The 17,465-nt window shown below is 70.3% G+C and carries 12 protein-coding genes; 8 read left to right on the forward strand and 4 right to left on the reverse strand.

Going from position 1 to position 17,465, the window contains the following annotated elements; genetic code table 11:
• Together scpA and ACFE86_RS04670 are read right to left on the reverse strand one after the other, a co-directional pair.
• On the reverse strand, positions 1-1,819 hold a 1,819-nt coding region (gene scpA / locus ACFE86_RS04665), incomplete at its 3' end, for a methylmalonyl-CoA mutase (protein WP_375454159.1).
• A 75-nt stretch (positions 1,820-1,894) separates the two neighbouring features.
• A complete protein-coding gene (locus tag ACFE86_RS04670; protein WP_375454160.1) occupies positions 1,895-5,317 on the reverse strand; it encodes an acyl-[ACP]--phospholipid O-acyltransferase in 3,423 nt (1,140 codons plus the stop codon).
• Between the two features lie 199 nt (positions 5,318-5,516).
• Here ACFE86_RS04670 and ACFE86_RS04675 point away from each other — a divergent pair, with 199 nt between their 5' ends.
• From ACFE86_RS04675 to ACFE86_RS04685, 3 genes are all read left to right on the forward strand, one after another.
• Positions 5,517-6,137 carry a TetR/AcrR family transcriptional regulator gene (locus ACFE86_RS04675; RefSeq protein WP_375454161.1) on the forward strand — a complete coding sequence of 207 codons (621 nt, stop codon included), beginning with the start codon at positions 5,517-5,519 and terminating at the stop codon, positions 6,135-6,137.
• Positions 6,138-6,194: 57 nt separating this feature from the next.
• The gene (locus ACFE86_RS04680) at positions 6,195-7,826 is read left to right on the forward strand and encodes an alpha-D-glucose phosphate-specific phosphoglucomutase (protein ID WP_375454162.1); all 1,632 of its coding nucleotides are present in this window, start codon (positions 6,195-6,197) and stop codon (positions 7,824-7,826) included.
• Between the two features lie 198 nt (positions 7,827-8,024).
• On the forward strand, positions 8,025-9,680 hold the full coding sequence (locus tag ACFE86_RS04685; protein WP_375454163.1) for an ABC transporter substrate-binding protein: 1,656 nt from the start codon (positions 8,025-8,027) through the stop codon (positions 9,678-9,680).
• A gap of 95 nt (positions 9,681-9,775) precedes the next feature.
• Here ACFE86_RS04685 and ACFE86_RS04690 read toward each other — a convergent pair whose 3' ends face one another.
• Entirely contained in the window at positions 9,776-10,063 is a 288-nt protein-coding gene (locus ACFE86_RS04690; RefSeq protein ID WP_375454164.1) for an MTH1187 family thiamine-binding protein, read from the reverse strand.
• A 156-nt stretch (positions 10,064-10,219) separates the two neighbouring features.
• Here ACFE86_RS04690 and ACFE86_RS04695 point away from each other — a divergent pair, with 156 nt between their 5' ends.
• The 5 genes from ACFE86_RS04695 (at position 10,220) to ACFE86_RS04715 (ending at position 15,855) form a co-directional block, all read left to right on the forward strand.
• On the forward strand, positions 10,220-11,014 hold the full coding sequence (locus tag ACFE86_RS04695; RefSeq protein ID WP_375454165.1) for a lytic transglycosylase domain-containing protein: 795 nt from the start codon (positions 10,220-10,222) through the stop codon (positions 11,012-11,014).
• A gap of 403 nt (positions 11,015-11,417) precedes the next feature.
• Positions 11,418-12,461: a DUF2778 domain-containing protein gene (locus tag ACFE86_RS04700; protein WP_375454166.1), complete on the forward strand. Its 1,044-nt coding sequence runs from the start codon at positions 11,418-11,420 to the stop codon at positions 12,459-12,461.
• A 99-nt stretch (positions 12,462-12,560) separates the two neighbouring features.
• Entirely contained in the window at positions 12,561-13,838 is a 1,278-nt protein-coding gene (locus ACFE86_RS04705) for an OprO/OprP family phosphate-selective porin (RefSeq protein ID WP_375454167.1), read from the forward strand.
• A gap of 305 nt (positions 13,839-14,143) precedes the next feature.
• A complete protein-coding gene (aroQ, locus tag ACFE86_RS04710) occupies positions 14,144-14,620 on the forward strand; it encodes a type II 3-dehydroquinate dehydratase (RefSeq protein ID WP_375454168.1) in 477 nt (158 codons plus the stop codon).
• A 185-nt stretch (positions 14,621-14,805) separates the two neighbouring features.
• Complete coding sequence (locus ACFE86_RS04715) at positions 14,806-15,855, forward strand: ketopantoate reductase family protein (RefSeq protein WP_375454169.1); 1,050 nt, start codon at positions 14,806-14,808, stop codon at positions 15,853-15,855.
• Positions 15,856-15,971: 116 nt separating this feature from the next.
• On the opposite strand, the gene ACFE86_RS04720 is transcribed toward ACFE86_RS04715, so the two are convergent.
• The gene (locus ACFE86_RS04720) at positions 15,972-17,447 is read right to left on the reverse strand and encodes an aldehyde dehydrogenase family protein (RefSeq protein ID WP_375454170.1); all 1,476 of its coding nucleotides are present in this window, start codon (positions 17,445-17,447) and stop codon (positions 15,972-15,974) included.
• Positions 17,448-17,465: the final 18 nt, after the last annotated feature.

Genomic DNA, 17,465 nt, shown 5'->3' on the forward strand with positions numbered 1-17,465 from the left:
ACGCCGAGGCGATCACCTTCTGGCCGCGGTCGTGCCCGTCCTGGCCCATCTTGGCCACCAGGATGCGCGGCCGGCGCCCGTCGTTCTCCTCGAAGGCCTCGACGAGCCTTCGCACCTCCTCGACCACCGGCGACATGCCCCCCACCTCCCGCTTGTAGACGCCCGAGATCGAGCGGATCTCGGCCCGGTGCCGGCCCCACGCCTTCTCCAGCGCATCCGAGATCTCGCCGACCGTCGCCTTGGCGCGGGCGGCCTCGACCGCGAGGGCCAGCAGGTTCCCCTCCCCCTCCGCCGCCGTGGTGAGGGCGTCGAGACGGGCGGTCACGTCGGCTTGGCTGCGCTCCGCGCGCAGGCGCTTGAGCTTGTCGATCTGGAGGGTGCGGACGTTGCCGTTGTCGACGCGCATCAACTCGATTTTCGTCTCGTCGTCGGACTTGAACTTGTTGATGCCGACGATCGTCTGCCGGCCGGAATCGATCCGGGCCTGGGCCCGCGCCGCCGCCTCCTCGATCCGGAGCTTCGGGATGCCGGCCTCGATCGCCTTCGCCATGCCGCCGAGTTCGTCCACCTCGCGGATATGCCCCCAGGCGCGGGCCACGATGTCGGCGGTGAGCTTCTCCACGTAGTACGAGCCGCCCCACGGATCGACGATGCGGGTGGTGCCGCTCTCCTGTTGCAGGAAAAGCTGGGTGTTGCGCGCGATGCGCGCGGAGAAGTCCGTTGGCAGCGCCAGCGCCTCGTCGAGCGCGTTGGTGTGCAGCGACTGCGTGCCGCCCTGGGTCGCGGCCATCGCCTCGATGCAGGTGCGGGTAACGTTGTTGAACACGTCCTGCGCGGTGAGCGACCAGCCGCTGGTCTGCGCGTGGGTGCGCAGCGGCAGCGACTTCTCCGATTTCGGATCGAACTCCTTCACGAGCTTGGCCCAGATCAGGCGCGCGGCGCGCATCTTGGCGACCTCCATGAAGAAGTTCGTCGAGATCGCCCAGAAGAACGACAGCCGCGGCGCGAACTGGTCGATAGTCAGGCCGGCGGCCAGCCCGGCCTTGATGTACGCGACGCCATCGGCGAGCGTGTAGGCCAGCTCCAGGTCGTTCGTCGCGCCCGCCTCCTGCATGTGATAGCCGGAGATGGAGATGGAGTTGAACTTCGGCATCTTCTGCGAGGTGTAGGCGAAGATGTCCGAGATGATCCGCATCGAACCTTTCGGCGGGTAGATGTAGGTGTTGCGGACCATGAACTCCTTGAGGATGTCGTTCTGGATCGTGCCGGCGAGCTTTTCCGGCGGCACGCCCTGCTCTTCCGCGGCCACGATGTAGAGGGCGAGGATCGGCAGCACCGCGCCGTTCATCGTCATCGACACGGTCATCTCGTCGAGCGGGATGCCGGAGAACAGCGTGCGCATGTCGTAGATCGAATCGATCGCGACGCCCGCCATGCCGACGTCGCCCGACACCCGCGGGTGGTCGGAATCGTAGCCGCGGTGGGTGGCGAGGTCGAAGGCCACCGAGAGCCCTTTCTGCCCGGCGGCGAGGTTGCGCCGGTAGAACGCGTTCGAATCCTCGGCCGTGGAGAAGCCGGCGTACTGCCGGATCGTCCAGGGCTGGGTGACGTACATCGTCGGATACGGCCCGCGCAGGTACGGCGGCAGGCCGGGATAGGTGTTCAGGAACTCCAGGCCCGCACGGTCTTCCGGCCCGTAATGGGTCTTCACCGGGATGCCCTCGGGGGTCATCCACGGCTCGCCCGGCGCCGGTTGCGGCACGGCGAGCGCATCGCCCGCCCACGCGATCTCGGAGAAGTTCGGGATGCGGGAGGTCATAGGCGGACTCTTAGCGGGACCGGATCGTCCGGCATTATATGCCGCCCCGTCGCGGGAGCCACCGGCGTTTTTCCTTCACGCGGCCGCGGTCGCCTCCGGTGCCGCGACGCGCGCGAGGGCGAGTTGGGTCACCGCCACCTGATCGATCTTGCCGGTGCCGAGCAGCGGCACCTTCTCCAGCACCACGACATCGGTCGGGATCGCGATGTCGGATGCGCCCCGCCCCTTGGCGAAGCTCTGGAAGGCGGCCCGCGTTGCGTCCCTGCGCTCGGTGAACAGCACCAGCCGCTCGCCCTTGCGCGGGTCTGGGACCGCAGCGACCGCGCTCGGCGAATCCGGCCAGAGGTCGGCGGCGAGCGCCTCGATGGCGGCGAGCGACACCATCTCGCCGGCGATCTTGGCGAACCGCTTGGCCCGGCCCTTGATCGCGACGAAGCCCTGCGCGTCGATGGCGACGATGTCGCCGGTGTCGTGCCAGCCGTCCGGCGGCGGCTCCAGCACGCCGGGTTTGTCCGCGCGCAGATAGCCGAGCATGATGTTGGGGCCGCGCACCACGAGCCGCCCGCCCTCCGTGAGGCCGGGGACCGGATCGAGGCGGTGCTCCAGGCCCGGCACCAGCCGGCCGACGGTGCCGAAGCGGTTGAACATCGGCGTGTTGACCGCGACCACCGGCCCGCATTCGGTGACGCCGTAGCCCTCCAGGATGCGCAGGCCGAACTTCTCCGCGTAGGTCCTGCGGGTGATCTCCTTCACGGGCTCGGCGCCGGCGACGACGTAGCGGAGCGAGCGCAGGTCGTAGGCGTGGGCGGCGCGTGCGTAGCCGGTGAGGAAGGTGTCGGTGCCGAACAGCACCGTCGCGTTCGAGCCGTAGACCAGTTCCGGCACGATCCGGTAGTGCAGCGGCGACGGGTAGAGGTAGACCGGCACGCCCGAGATCAGCGGCAGCACCAGCCCCGCCGTCAGCCCGAAGGCGTGGAACACCGGCAGGGCGTTGAACACCTTGTCGGGGGGGCCGAAATCGATCCGCGCGGCGACCTGGGCGACGTTGGCCAGCATGTTGCGGTGGGCGACCATCACCCCCTTCGGCGTGCCCTCCGAGCCCGAGGTGAACAGGATCGCGGCGGGATCTTCGCCCGTGCGGACGACGAGCGGCGCCCGCTTGGCGAGGAGGCCGCGGAGCTTGTCGCCCGCCGTCACCGTGGCACGCACGTCTTCCAGGTAGACGAGCTTCACATTGTCCTTGATCGCCTCGACGAGCACCCCAAGCCGCCCCTTCTCGATGAAGGCCCGCGAGGTCAGGATCGTGGACACTTCGGCCGCCCTGCAGGCCGAGAGGATGTTGGCGGCGCCCGCGGAGAAGTTGATCATTGCCGGCACCCGGCCGGCCGAGGCCAGCGCGAAGAACGTGACCGCCGCGCCGTTGGCGTTCGGCAGCATCAGGCCGATCGGTTTCCCCTCGCCTGCCATCGGCATCAGCTTGCGGCCAAGGATGTTGGCACCCATCACGAGGCGGGCGTAGCTGAGCGTGCCGGAGACCGGATCTTCGAGCGCGGTGCGGCGCCAGCCGTAGCGGTCGCCGGCCTCGATCAGCGCCGTCATTACGCTGCGGTCGATGTCGGTGGTGCGGAACACCAGCTCCGACATGATGCCGTAGAGGGCCGCACCCGCGGCCTGCCGCCGGGCCTTGCCCTTGAGGCCCGCATCGACCGTGAGCTTCACCGGCGGCATCACGGTGACGATCACCTTCGGCCACCAGCGCCGCTTCACCTGGGTCCGTGAGAGCCGCGAGAACGCGGTCTTCTCCAGGCCCTCGATGCGCACCGGCACGACCATCGCACCGGACTTGTCGGCGATCAGGCCGGCGCCGTCGTAGACCTTCATGAGGCTGCCGGTGACGGTCAGCCGCCCCTCGGGGAAGATGATCAGCGTCTCGCCGGCCTTGACCGCGTTGATGAGCGTGCGCGTGGCGAGCGGGCGCGTCGGATCGAGCGGCATCGCCTTGGTCAGCGCCAGGAACGGCTTCACCCACCACCGCTGCGCGATGCCGTGGTCGATCGCGAAGACCGGCTCCTGGTCGAGCAGCGACAGGGCGAGCGGCGCGTCGAGGAACGAGACGTGGTTGAGCGCGACGATGCAGTTCGGGCCCGCCTTTTCGACGTTGTCGAGGCCGCGCACTTCGAGCCGGTAGAACGCCCGGAACAGGATCGAGAGGACGTCGCGAAACGGGCTCGTCTCCAGCGTCGCGAGCACGACCGCGGCGACGATGAGGTTCAGCACCGAGACGAGCGCGATGAGCGTCGCCGTCGAGAAGCCGGCCCCTTGGAGGGCGGCGAGCGCCAGCGTCCCGGCCACCATGAAGGCCGCGGTCATCACGTTGACGGCGCCGATGATGCGCGCGCGCTTGTCCTTGTCGGTCCAGGCCTGCACCGCGGCAAACGACGGCACGATGTAGAGGCCCCCGGCCATGGCGAGCCCGAGGAAGTCGATCGCGACGCGCAGGCCCGCGCCGGTCCGCAGGAACGCGTCCGCGCCGATCACCGCGCCGGCCCCGGGCGCGTGGTGGGCCACCGTCCAGGCGAGGTCGAGGCCGAACACGCCCATCAGCAGCGCGCCGACCGGCGTCGGCAGCAGCACGATGCGCCCGCTGCACAGCCACGAGGCCAGGCCGGAGCCGATGGCGATGCCGACCGAGAACACCGCGAGCAACAGCGTCACCACCGTCTCGGAGCCGTTGAAGTCGTGGCGCACCAAGAGCGGCAGCAGCGACAGCACCACGACGCCGACGAGCCAGAACCAGCTCACGATGAGCGAGCCGCGCCACAGGCGGCGGTCGCCCCACAGGTCGCGCAGCAGCGCCACGGTGGAGCGCGCGACGTTGCGGTCGACCCTCAGGTCGGGCGCGCCCTCCCCCGTCCGCGGGATCAGGCGCGCCGCGAGCCAGCACAGCACCGCGAACACCATGATCAGGCCGCCGAACACGAGGTGCGAGCCGCCCATGGCGCTGGCGAAGCCCGCAGCGATGGTGCCGAGCAGGATCGCCAGGAACGTCGCGGCCTCGACGAGCGCGTTGCCGGCCGGCAGTTCCTCCCGCCGCAGGTGGTCGGGCAGGATGCCGTACTTGATCGGGCCGAACAGCGCGGCGATCGCCCCGAACAGCCCGAGCGCCACGAACAGCACCGGCACGGACCCGAGGGAGAAGCCCAGCACGGCCGTGCCGGCGGCGAAGATCTCGGCAAACTTCAGCCGCTTGGCGATCACCGCCTTGTCGTAGCGGTCGGCGAGTTCGCCGCCTAAGCCCGACAGGAGGAAGAACGGGCCGATGAACACCGCGCTCGCCAGCGTGACCAAGATGCCGGCGTTGGAATCGGAGCCCTCCGACACCTTGAACAGGATCAGGAAGGCGAGCGCGTTCTTGAGGAAGTTGTCGTTGAAGGCCGAGAAGAACTGGCACCAGAACAGCGGCGCGAAGCGCCGGGCGGTCATCAATGAACGGAACATGGCACTCTCCCCGGCTGGGCCATGACTGGCTCAACCTGCGCGGTCGCGTCAAATCGGGCCTGCGCCGGAGCGGCTCCCGATTTTTGAACAACGTGCAAACTAGCTGATCCGCGCGCGGGTTCAACCTTGTTCTTGCACGCCGTGCAATCTATCGCTTCACCCCGTGCGCCACCGCACGGGAGCAGCCGGATCCCATACCGTGAAGACCGTAAAGAAGCGTGCCGCGGGCCCCCGCGGCGAGGTGGACCGCGCCGGCTTCGTCGCCTTGGTCTGCGAGGCGGCCGAGACGATCGTCCGGAGGGACGGCGTGCGCGCGCTCGGGATGCGGCCGCTGGCGGCGGCGATCGGCTATGCGCCGAACTCGATCTACAACGCGGTCGGCGACCTCGACGCGGTGCTTCTGCGGGTGAACGCCCGCACCTTCGACCGGCTGCACGCGGCGCTCGGCGCGGCCCTCGACCCGGAGGTGCCGCCGCGGGCGAAGGCGCTCGCGCTGACGGACGCCTATCTCGCCTTCGTCGCCGCTGATCCGGCGGTCTGGAGCCTCGTCTTTGAGCATGCGCCGGCGCCGGGCACGCCGGTGCCGGTCTGGCACCGGGAGGCGCTCGCCCGCGCCACGGACGTGGTCGATGCGACGCTCGCGCCCCTGCTGCCGGATGCGGCCGAGCGTGCCTGCGCGGTCGCCGCTCTGTGGGCGGCCCTGCACGGGCTCGCCTCGCTCTCGACCTCGGGCAAGCTCGGCGCGCTGACCGCGACGCCCCCCGCCGACCTCGCGCGGATGCTGGTGGCGCGCTTTCTCGCGGGCGGTCCGGGCGGATGATTGACCGCCTGTCCGAAACGGCGTTCTTGGGCGACCGTTCGAGGGAGGTGCCGGGATATGGTTGTCAGGAACGTGCCGGCGGCCCCGTTCTCCGACCAGAAGCCCGGCACGTCGGGGTTGCGCAGGAAGGTCTCGGTCTTCCGCCAGCCGCACTACGTCGAGACCTTCGTCCAGGCGATCTTCGCGACCATCCCGGAGCGTGACGGCGCCACCCTGGTGCTCGGCGGCGACGGTCGCTTCCTCAACCGCACGGTGGTGCAGACCACCCTGAAGATCGCCGCCGCCAACGGCTTCGGCCGGGTGCTCGTGGGCCGCGGCGGCCTGCTCTCGACGCCGGCCGCCTCCTGCGTGATCCGCAAATGCGGGGCAGTCGGCGGCATCGTCCTGTCGGCGAGCCACAATCCCGGCGGCCCGGACGGCGATTTCGGCATCAAGTTCAACACCGCCAACGGCGGCCCGGCGCCGGAGGGCGTCACCGCGGCGATCTTCGCGGCGACGAAGGCGCTGACCGGATACCGCATCGCGGACGTGCCCGACCTCGACCTCGACGCCCTCGGCACCGCGCGGATCGGCGAGATGGCGGTGGAGGTGATCGACCCGGTCGCCGACTACGCCGCGCTGATGGCCGAACTCGTCGATTTCGACGCGATCCGCCGCCTGTTCGCCTCCGGCTTCCGCATGCGCTTCGACGCGATGAGCGCGGTCACCGGCCCCTACGCTCACGCCATCCTCGAAGGCATGCTCGGCGCGCCCGCCGGCACGGTGGTCAACGGCGTGCCGAAGGAGGATTTCGGCGGGCACCACCCCGATCCGAACCCGGTCCACGCGCACGCGCTCTACGACCTGATGCTCGGCCCCGACGCCCCGGATTTCGGTGCGGCGTCGGACGGCGACGGCGACCGCAACATGATCGTCGCGCCGGGCCTGTTCGTCACCCCGAGCGACAGCCTCGCGATCCTTAGCGCCCACGCCGCCTGCGCTCCCGGGTACGCGGGGGGGCTTGCCGGGATCGCTCGCTCGATGCCCACGAGCCGGGCCGCCGACCGAGTCGCGGCCTCGCTCGGGATCGCGGCCTACGAGACGCCGACGGGCTGGAAGTTCTTCGGCACCCTGCTCGATGCCGGCCTGATCACGCTCTGCGGCGAGGAGAGCGCCGGCACCGGCTCGAACCACGTCCGCGAGAAGGACGGCCTCTGGGCGGTGCTGCTGTGGCTCAACATCCTCGCCGCCACCGGCAAGCGCGCCGACGCGGTCGTGCGCGACCACTGGGCCGCCTTCGGGCGCGACTACTACACCCGCCACGATTACGAGGAGATCGAATCGGAGGCCGCCAACCGCCTGATGGACGGGCTTCGCGACAACCTCGGGCGCCTGCCGGGCCAGCGCATCGACGGCTTCACGGTCGCCGCGGCCGACGACTTCCGCTACGTCGATCCCGTCGACGGCGCGGTGAGCGACCGCCAGGGCGTGCGCATCACCTTCGCGGAGGATGCGCGGATCGTCTACCGGCTCTCCGGCACCGGCACCGCCGGCGCGACGCTGCGCGTCTACGTCGAGCGTTACGAGGCCGCTCCCGACCGGCTCGAACGGCCGGTCGCCGACGTGCTGGCGCCGGTCGTGGCGCTGGCGCGCACGATCGCCGACATCGCGGCGCTCACCGGCCGGGCCGAGCCGAGCGTGGTGACGTAGGAGCCGAAGCCTCCTTTCGGCCGGCCGTCGCCGGCGGCTTGGCATAGTGTATGCCTTCCTCATAGGCACGATGCCCGCAAAACGGGGAGCGGGGCGCGATCGTCTCGTTCCGGGATCGCGATGCCGTCCGGCCAACGGACGGCGTCGGCGATCCGTACCACGCGCGGGTCGCCGCCACCCCGTTTTGAAAAGTGCCCGATGGACAAGAACACGCTCACGCGCCGCACCGTCATGCTGGGAAGCGCCGCGCTTGGCGCCCTCGGCGCCGGCGGGCAAGTGTCCGCTCCGCCGGCGCGCGCCCAGGGCGCGGCGCCGGCCGCGGCGAAATCCGCCTCCGGCACGCTGACCTACGGCATCTCGATGTCCGACCTGCCGCTGACCACCGGCCAGCCGGACAAGGGCGCGGGCGGCTACCAGTTCACCGGGCTGACCCTCTACGATCCCCTCGTCGCCTGGGAGCTCGATGTCTCCGACCGCCCCGGCAAGATGGTGCCGGGGCTGGCCACCTCCTGGGAGAGCGACCCCTCCGAGCGCCGGAACTGGACGTTCCGCCTGCGCGACGGGGTCAAGTTCCACGACGGCTCGGCCTTCGACGCCGACGCGGTGATCTGGAACTTCGACAAGGTGCTCAACAAGGAGGCGCCGCATTTCGACCAGCGCCAGGCGGCGCAGGTGAGGCCGCGCCTGCCCGGCGTCGCCTCCTACAGGAAGCTCGACGCGATGACCGTGCAGGTCACGACCAAGGCGCTCGACAGCCTGTTCCCGTACCAGATGCTGTGGTTCCTGATCTCGTCGCCGGCGCAGTTCGAGGCGGTCGGCCGCGACTGGGCGAAGTTCGCGTTCCAGCCGTCGGGCACCGGCCCCTACCGGATGGGCGTGCTGCAGCCGCGGGTGCGGCTCGAACTGGTGGCCAACGAGGCCTACTGGAACCCGAAGCGGATGCCGAAGCTGGCCAAGCTCACCTTGTCCTGCGTCCCCGAGGACCTCGCCCGGGTGAACGCGCTGCTCTCGGGCAACGTCGACCTGATCGAGCTGCCGGCACCCGACGCCGTGCCGCGCCTCAAGGCCGCCGGCATGCGCATCGTCGGCAACGACACGCCCCACGTCTGGAACTACCACCTGTCGATGGTGGAGGGCAGCCCGTGGCGCGACCTGCGCCTGCGCAAGGCGGCCAACCTCGCCATCGACCGTGCCGGCGTGGTGCAGTTGATGGGCGGGCTGGCCGCGCCCGCGATCGGGCAGGTGCAGACGTCGAGCCCGTGGTTCGGCAAGCCGAAGTTCGAGATCAAGACCGACGTGGAGGCGGCGCGGAAACTCGTCGAGGAGGCCGGCTACTCGGTGAAGAACCCGGTCAAGGCCACGATCCTGATCCCCACCGGCGGCACGGGCCAGATGCTGTCGCTGCCGATCAACGAGTTCGTGCAGCAGAGCTGGGCCGAGGTCGGCATCCAGGTGGACTTCAAGACGGTGGAATTGGAGGTCGCCTATACCGGCTGGCGCCAGGGCGCGGCCGACCCGAGCCAGAAGGGCATCTCGGCCGGCAACATCGCCTACGTCACCTCCGACCCGTTCTACGCGATCCTGCGCTTCTACGATTCGAAGCAAATCTCGCCCAACGGCGTGAACTGGAGCCACTACAAGAACGCCGAGGTCGACGCCCTCTGCGACAAGGTCAAGGCCAGCCTCGACCCGGCCGAGCAGGACACGCTGCTCGCCCGCATCCACGAGATCGTGGTCGACGACGCGGTGCAGGTCTGGGTCGTGCACGACACCAACCCGCACGCGCTCTCGCCGAAGGTGAAGGGCTACACCCAGGCGCAGCACTGGTTCCAGGACCTCTCGACGCTGGCCTGACCCGGACGGCGCCGACCTGAAGCGGGGCGGGGCTTCCGCGCGCCTCGCGGCCCTCCGCCCGCTTCGACCTGCGGCGCCCGCTCGGATACGGCGGCCTACGACACCGCGGCGAGCTTGTCGGCCATGGACTGCGCCTTGTCCCGGCGCGACGAGAACGCCATCGTGTAGAAGACGCGCTGGACGCCGGACGCGCTGAGCTTGTCTTCGCACAGCTCGATCAGCTTGCAGATGTCGGACAGTTCGCCCGCGATGTTGGTGCCATTGGCATGCATCTGCGCGTCGAGGCCGCTTGCCTCGATGAGCGCTTTGATCTCCCGCACGTAGGCCGAGACCGAGGGCCCGACGCCCATCGGCACAATGCACAGATCTGCAACAACGTTCATGAACTTGTCCTCGAAGTCGGAGGCGGGGTTCTATCGCGCCGCGCCGCCCGCTAGACAGCGTCTTGGACGGCCTGGAACCGGCGGGCGGCGCCGATGCGCCATTCGTTGTGGCCGAACCGCCCCACGTTTCCCAGCCTCTCGCCGAAGGAGTTTCGAGTGACCGACCCTAAGCTGCGCGACATCCTGGCCGCCGCGGCCTTCGCGGCGCTCGTCTGCGTCGCCGGCCGGGCGGACGCGGCCCAGTGCGGCAACACGGCGGCCGGGTTCGAGGCGTGGAAGAGCCAGTTCTCCGAGGAGGCCCGCGGCCGGGCCAGCGCGGCGAGCCTGTCGGCGCTCATAGGCACCGCGTACTCGACGCAGACGATCTCGGCGGACCGCGGCCAGCGGAGCTTCAAGCTGTCCCTCGACCAGTTCCTGGCCAAGCGCGGCGCCACGACGATCGTCTCCCGCGGGCGCGGGCTGAAGCGCCAGAACGCGGCCCTGTTCGCCTCGATCGAGCAACGCTACGGCGTGCCGCCCGGGCCGCTGCTGGCGATCTGGGGCATGGAGACCGGCTTCGGTGCCGTGCGCGGCAACGTGAACACCCTCTCGGCGGTGGCCACGCTCGCCTACGATTGCCGCCGCTCCGCCTACTTCACCGACCAGCTCTACGCGGCGCTGACGCTGGTCGACCGCGGCCTGCTCACGGCGAGCACCCGCGGCGCCGCGCACGGCGAGGTCGGCCACACCCAGTTCCTGCCGAAGAACGTCCTCACCTACGGTACCGGCGACCTCAACAACGTCGGCGCCGCCCTGACCTCGACCGCGAACTTCCTGAAGGGCCACGGCTGGCAGGCCGGCGCCGGCTACCAGCCGGGCGAGGCGAATTTCGCGGCGCTCCAGGGCTGGAACGCGGCCTCGGTGTACCAGCGCGCCATCGCACTGATGGGGCGGCAGATCGACGGGGAATAGGCCGCCGCGCGCAGCGCCCGGTCGACGCCTGCCCGCATTCCGGCACCTCGGTCGTCCGGCGGGGACCTTCGGGGCCGGCGCGCCGCCTGCGCCGGCCCCGCGAAGGCCAGGATTCGTCGCCGGTCAACCATATTGCCGCCCAAGAAAAGCCGGGCGCACCGAGCCTCTTCCACGGCGGCCGATCGGGCCGGAACGGTGCTTCTCCAGCGGCGCGCGCATGATCGTCATGCGAGGGCCGGGCTGGCTCGCTGGCATCCGTGTGGAAACGGGCGGCGTCCGCATGGTCCGAGAGCCTTTGGTCCGAGACCTTCTGGTCCAAGACCCTTCGGTACGAGACTCTTCGCTGTCGGCTGGCCATACCCTCCGCGGTGTCCGCAACCGTGCGGTCCGCAGGGCCGCATCCGTGGCGATCCTCGCCGCCCTCGTCTCGGGCGGTGTCGTCCTGGGCGGCCTCACGGAGCCGCAGGCACCGCCGTCCGCCGAAAGCGGGACGGTCGGCGAACCGACGGCCGCCGCATCCGCCGGCGAGGTGGCGATGGCGGATGCGAGCCCGACGCTCGGACCGGAGGCGCGCCGGCACTGGCAGGACACCCTGCGCGACGCCTTTCCCGACTGGTCCTCGGAGCGGCCTCCGGCCGGCGCCGAGCCGCCCACGCCGTTCGCGCGGCAGGAGCCGGCTCCGACGCAGGATGCGCCCACGGCCGACGAACCCGCCCGGCTGGCGCAGACGGTGCCCCTGCCGGTGCCCCGTCCGCCGGAATTCCGCCGTCCGGCCGGTCCGGAGATCGTGCGCCGGGCGGAGAGGCAGGCCGCGCGCCGGACGCGGAGCGCGGCCGCGCCGGCGCCGGCGGTCGACGACCGCACCTTCCTCGAGAAGCTGTTCAACGTCGGGGCACCGCCCGCGCCGGCCCTGGCCTACGCGGCGCTGGAGGCGCCAAGCCTCGACGCGACGCCGCGCCGGCGGCTCTCGCCGGTCCCGAACCCGGATCCGGCGCGCACCGCGGTCTACGACATCAGCGCGCGCATCGTCACCCTGCCGAACGGCGTCAGGCTGGAGGCCCATTCGGGCCTCGGCGACAGCATGGACGACCCGCGCAACGTCCACCTGCGGATGCGCGGCGCGACGCCGCCCGGCACCTACGACCTCACCGAGCGCGAGGACCTGTTCCACGGGGTGCGGGCGCTGCGCCTGACGCCGGCCGGCGGCAGCGGCGCCGTCCACGGGCGCGTCGGCCTGCTCGCCCACACCTACATGCTCGGGCCGGACGGAGCCTCGAACGGCTGCGTCTCGTTCAAGGATTACCAAGCCTTCCTGCAAGCCTACCTCAGCGGCGAGGTCCAGCGCCTCGTCGTCGTGCCCGGCGGCCGCCAGGACGCTCCGCCGAGCCTCGCAGGCGGGAACCCGGCCGTGACGGGCCGTTCGGCGCGCCTCGGCAACGACGTGTAGGTCGCGGCAATTCCGGCACGGGTCCCATCCCAGCGATCGGCGTTTCCGCGTGGACGACCGTCCCGCGCGATGCGCCCCGGCCCTGGAGTTTCGATCTCGGTGCGACGCGTTCCCGGCCTCGCCGCATGGCTCGTCCTCGGTGCCGCCGCGGCGGGGGCGCGGGCGCAGGATGCGCCGCGGGGCGAGGCCATCGCGGTCGCGGGCATGGCCGGCCCCTACGGCGAGCGGCTGAGGCTCGACGACAAGGGCCTCACGCTGACCTTCCCCGACGACGTGACGCTGCGCGTCGGCGGGCGGCTGCACCTCGATTTCGGCGCCGGCGCGGTCCGCCAGCCAGGCTTCGGCGAGCCGTTCTCCGACGCCATCGCCGTGCGCCGCTCGTGGATCGAGACGAACCTGAGCCTCGGCAAGGATGTCGGCATCGGCTTCCAGTACGATCTCGCCGACCCGGCGACGCCGATCAACGATGCGGTGATCGTCTTTTCCGGCATCCCGAGCACGCTGCTCAGCCTCGGCAACGAGAAGGAGCCGTTCAGCCTCGACCAGATGGCCTCCAACAACGACATCCTGTTCACCGAGCGATCGCTCGCCGACGCCCTCGTGCCCGCGCGCAATCTTGGAGGCGCGATCGGCCGGCACGAGGGGGCCTGGACCTTCGTCACCGGCGTCTTCGGCGGCAACGCCAACACCGGCATCGGCGGCGAGGGCGTCGCCTCGACGAGCCGCCTCACCTGGGCGCCCCTGAACGACGACGGCCGGACCCTGCATGTCGGGCTCGCCGGGAGCTACCGCAGCCTGCCGCGCGACGGGAGCCCGCCTGCGCTGTCGAGCCGGCCGGAGGCGTTCCTGTTCACGCGGCCCCTCGTCGACACCGGCGACATCCGCGCCGCGGGCAGCATCGGCCGGATCGGTGCCGAGGTCGCCTACCGCGCGGGCCCGTTGCTGGTGACGGCCGAGTACATCCGCACCGAGGTCGGCCGCGTCGATGGCGCGCGGCCCCTGAGCTTCCAGGGCGGCACCGTCCAGGCGAGCTGGGTGCTCAACGGCGACAACCGTGCCTACCGGATCGCGCCGCGCTTCAACGGCACGACCTACGCCGCCTTCGGCGGCGTGAAGGTCGGGGAAGCCCAGCGCCTCACCCGCGGCGGCTTCGGGGTGTTCGAGCTCGCCGCGCGGTTCTCGGCGATCGACCTCGACGACGGCGGCGTGCGCGGCGGGATCGAGCGGAACGTGACGGTCGGGCTGTCGTGGTACCCCGACACCAACCTGCGGATCATGGCCGACTACGTCCGCTCGCACGCCGCGCCCTCGGCCCTCGCCGGCGGACGCGGCATCGACGCGGACACGGTCATCGGGCGGTTCCAGCTCTCCTGGTAAGCCCGCCCGCGGCGCGGGACGCCCCAGGGCGCGCCGCGCGAAGCTGAGGCGCGGCGGCCGGTCACGCCGCCCGGTTCCGGTCGAGGAACGGCGACCGTCGCCGTCAGCGTAAGGCGCGCCGCCCGCGCCCGCATCCTCATACCGCCGCGCGAGGCGGGCTTGAGGCGGCCGCCGATGGGGTTCATGGCTCGGGTCCGTCCACGACGCGGCCGGGATGCCGGCCCCCCCTTGCGACCCTTCGCCCTTCACCCGCCCCCTTCGCCCGCCCCCTTCGCTCCTCCCTTGGCCGATCCGCAGGAGATGACATGAGCCGCCTCGTCTACGTGCTGAACGGTCCCAACCTCAACCTCCTCGGCACGCGCCAGCCGGAGATCTACGGCCGCGAGACGCTCGCCGATGTCGAGGCCCGCTGCCGCGTGCTCGCGGGCGAGCTCGGGCTCGACCTCCGGTTCCACCAGTCGAACCGCGAGTACGAGCTGATCGACTGGGTCCACGCGGCCCGCGGGGAGGCCGGCGGCATCGCCATCAACCCGGCCGCGTTCACCCACACCTCGGTGGCGTTGCTCGACGCGCTCAACGCCTTCGAGGGGCCGGTGATCGAGGTCCACATCTCGAACGTCCACCAGCGCGAGGCCTTCCGACACCGGTCCTACGTCTCGCTGCGGGCCGACGGCGTGATCGCCGGGCTCGGCACCGAGGGCTACGCGCTCGCCCTGCGCCGCCTCGCCACGCTGATCGGACAGGCGGGGGACGCGAAGGTGCCGGGACCGGTCTCGCGCTGAGCGCCAACCGGGGATCGTGGCGGCCTAGCCTGAAGCGAAAAGATATCTTCTGCGTGCAGAAATAAAATTTTCGTTTCCCGACAACCGGCGGCGATTGTCTTCGGTTGTTCGAGGGCGTAGGAATCCAGCAGATAGGCGCAAAAACATCTCAAGAAGATGGCACTATAAACTCGGGGAGTGAAAGTATGTCGCGCAAGATCTTGATCCTCGGAGCCTCGTACGGCTCCCTGCTCGCGACGAAGCTGCTGATGGCCGGTCACGACGTGACTCTGGTCTGCCGGAGGAAGACCGCGGACCTGATCAATCGCGACGGCACCGAGGTGCGCATCAAGCTGCGCGACGAGGCGGAACACCGCGCGATCCTCTCGCGGGACCTGCCGGGCAGGCTGGATGCCACGACGCCCGAAGACGTCGACCTGTCCCGCTACGATCTCGTCGGCCTCGCCATGCAGGAGCCGCAATACAACAACCACACGCTCCGTGTCCTCATGATCAAGATCGCCGCGGCAAAGCTGCCCTGCCTCTCGATCATGAACATGCCGCCGCTGCCGTATCTCAAGCGAATCCCGGCGCTTGCGGGGATGGACCTGGAGCGCGCCTACACCAATGCCGCCGTCTGGGACCGGTTCGAGCCGGGCTCGATCTCCCTGTGTTCCCCCGACCCGCAGGCCTTCCGCCCGCCGGACGAGGGCGCCAACGTCCTCCACGTCGGGCTGCCGACGAACTTCAAGGCGGCGACGTTCCAGGACGAGGCGCACAACCGGCTGCTCCGGGAACTGGAGGCGGACATCGACGCGGTGCGGCTCGATGGCCAAGACGTCCCGGTGAAGCTGAAGGTGTTCGCCTCGCTCTTCGTCCCCCTGGCGAAATGGTCGATGCTGCTGACCGGCAACTATCGCTGCATCACGCCGACCGAGCCGCGCTCGATCCACGACGCGGTGCACGGCGACCTCGCCCGTTCACGCGCGATCTACGAGCACGTGGATGCGATCGCCCGGCGCCTGGGCGCCGATCCGCAGGATCAGGTGCCGTTCGAGAAGTACGCCAAGGCTGCCGAAAGCCTTCTCAAACCCTCTTCGGCGGCCCGCGCCGTGGCCAACGGTGCGCCCTTCATCGAGCGGGTCGATCTGCTGGTCAAGCTGATCGCGGATCAGCTCGGCGCACCGGATGCGGAGATCGACCGGACGGTCCAGACCGTGGATCGGAAACTCAACGAGCGGATCATCGAGGGCTGATCCGGCAGCCTGCCGGAGCATTCTCCAGCGCGGTGGATGCCGGCTCGCGTGAAGACAATGCGGCTTCACAAGGCAATGAGAGCACCGTCCAGGATCCGAAGATCGTGGACGGTGCTTCAGAAGGGGAAAAGCCGCTTGCCCATCTGCAGCGTCACCCACTTCACCTCCGTGAGTTCCTCCAGCGAGTAGCGTCCACCTTCGCGGCCGAAGCCGGAGTTCTTGACGCCCCCGAACGGGACGTGCGGCTCGTCGGAAATGGTGGTGTCGTTGACGTGCACCATGCCGGATTCCAGCCGCAGGGACAGGTCGAGCGCCTTCTGCATGTCGTTGGTGATCAGCGCCGCCGAGAGCCCGTATTCGGTGTCGTTGGCGATCCGGAGCGCGTCCTCGCTGTCCTCGGCGCGGATCAGCGAGACCACGGGTCCGAAGCTCTCCTCGTGGTAGATGCGCATCCCGGGCGTCACGCCGGTGAGCACGGTCGGCTGGTAGAATTGCCCCTCATGCGTGCCGCCGGCGACGATCGTGGCGCCCTTCTCCGAGGCGTCCTTGAGTTGGCCGTCGATGAAATCGCACTGGCGGGCGCGGATCAGCGGGCCGATCACGGTCTCCGGGTCGCGCGGGTCGCCGACCTTGATGCCGGCGGTCTTGGCCTTGAACTTCTCCGCGAAGGCGTCGAACAGCGGCGCCTCGACGATCACCTTCGCGCTCGCCATGCAGACCTGCCCCTGGTGCAGGTAGATGCCGAAGGCTGCGGCGTCGACGGCGTAGTCGAGGTCGGCGTCCGCCAGCACGATCAGCGGGCTCTTGCCGCCCATCTCCAGCGTGAACCGCTTCAGGTGCCTGGCCGCCTCCACGGCGAGATGCCGGCCCGTGCGCGTGGAGCCGGTGAAGGTGATCATCCGAACGCGCGGGTCGGCGATCAGGCGGTCGCCGACCTCGGCCGGCACGCCCGGGATCACGTTCAGCACGCCCGGCGGCAGGCCCGCCTCGTCGAACAGGTCCGCGATCAGCGCGCCGGAGATGGGGGTCTCCTCGGACGGCTTGAGGATGAACGTGTTGCCCGCTGCGAGGGCGTAGGCGATCTTCTTCATCGACAGCAGGAACGGCGAGTTGAACGGCGCTATGCCGGCGACGACGCCGAGCGGCCTGCGGATCGAGATCGAGATTTGGCCCGGCATCGTCATCGGCATGGTCTCGCCCATGACGTGGCGCGCGTCTCCGGCCGCACAGCGCAGCGCGTCGACCACGTATTCGATCTCCCACAGCGCCTTGGAGAACACCGAGCCGCATTCCTCGATCAGCAGGTCGCGGATCTCGGGCGTGCGGCGGAGGATGACGTCCGCGGTCTTCAGCAGCAGGATCTCGCGCTCGGAGACCATCGTCCTGCCCCACGTCTGCGCCGCAGCGTGCGCGGACGCGATCGCGCGGTCGACCTCCTCGGCGCCCGCCTGCTGCGTGCGGGCGAAGACCGCGCCGGTCGCGGGATTGACGTCGTCGGCGAGCCTGTTGCGGGAGGACATCGTCCACGTGCCGTCGATGAACAGCTTGTAGTGCGGCAGGCCGTCGATGACGTCGAACGCGGCGGGATTCATGGAGAGGGCCTCCTCGGG

Origin of the sequence: uncultured Methylobacterium sp., assembly GCF_964244095.1 — a bacterium.
Lineage (GTDB): Bacteria > Pseudomonadota > Alphaproteobacteria > Rhizobiales > Beijerinckiaceae > Methylobacterium.

Excerpts from the sequence above, each read along its gene's own strand:
- aroQ (WP_375454168.1), top strand. The coding sequence starts at position 14,144 with ATGAGCCGCCTCGTCTACGTGCTGAACGGTCCCAACCTCAACCTCCTC.
- ACFE86_RS04680 (WP_375454162.1), top strand. The coding sequence starts at position 6,195 with ATGGTTGTCAGGAACGTGCCGGCGGCCCCGTTCTCCGACCAGAAGCCC.
- ACFE86_RS04690 (WP_375454164.1), bottom strand. The coding sequence starts at position 10,063 with ATGAACGTTGTTGCAGATCTGTGCATTGTGCCGATGGGCGTCGGGCCC.
- ACFE86_RS04715 (WP_375454169.1), top strand. The coding sequence starts at position 14,806 with ATGTCGCGCAAGATCTTGATCCTCGGAGCCTCGTACGGCTCCCTGCTC.
- ACFE86_RS04685 (WP_375454163.1), top strand. The coding sequence starts at position 8,025 with ATGGACAAGAACACGCTCACGCGCCGCACCGTCATGCTGGGAAGCGCC.
- ACFE86_RS04720 (WP_375454170.1), bottom strand. The coding sequence starts at position 17,447 with ATGAATCCCGCCGCGTTCGACGTCATCGACGGCCTGCCGCACTACAAG.
- ACFE86_RS04670 (WP_375454160.1), bottom strand. The coding sequence starts at position 5,317 with ATGTTCCGTTCATTGATGACCGCCCGGCGCTTCGCGCCGCTGTTCTGG.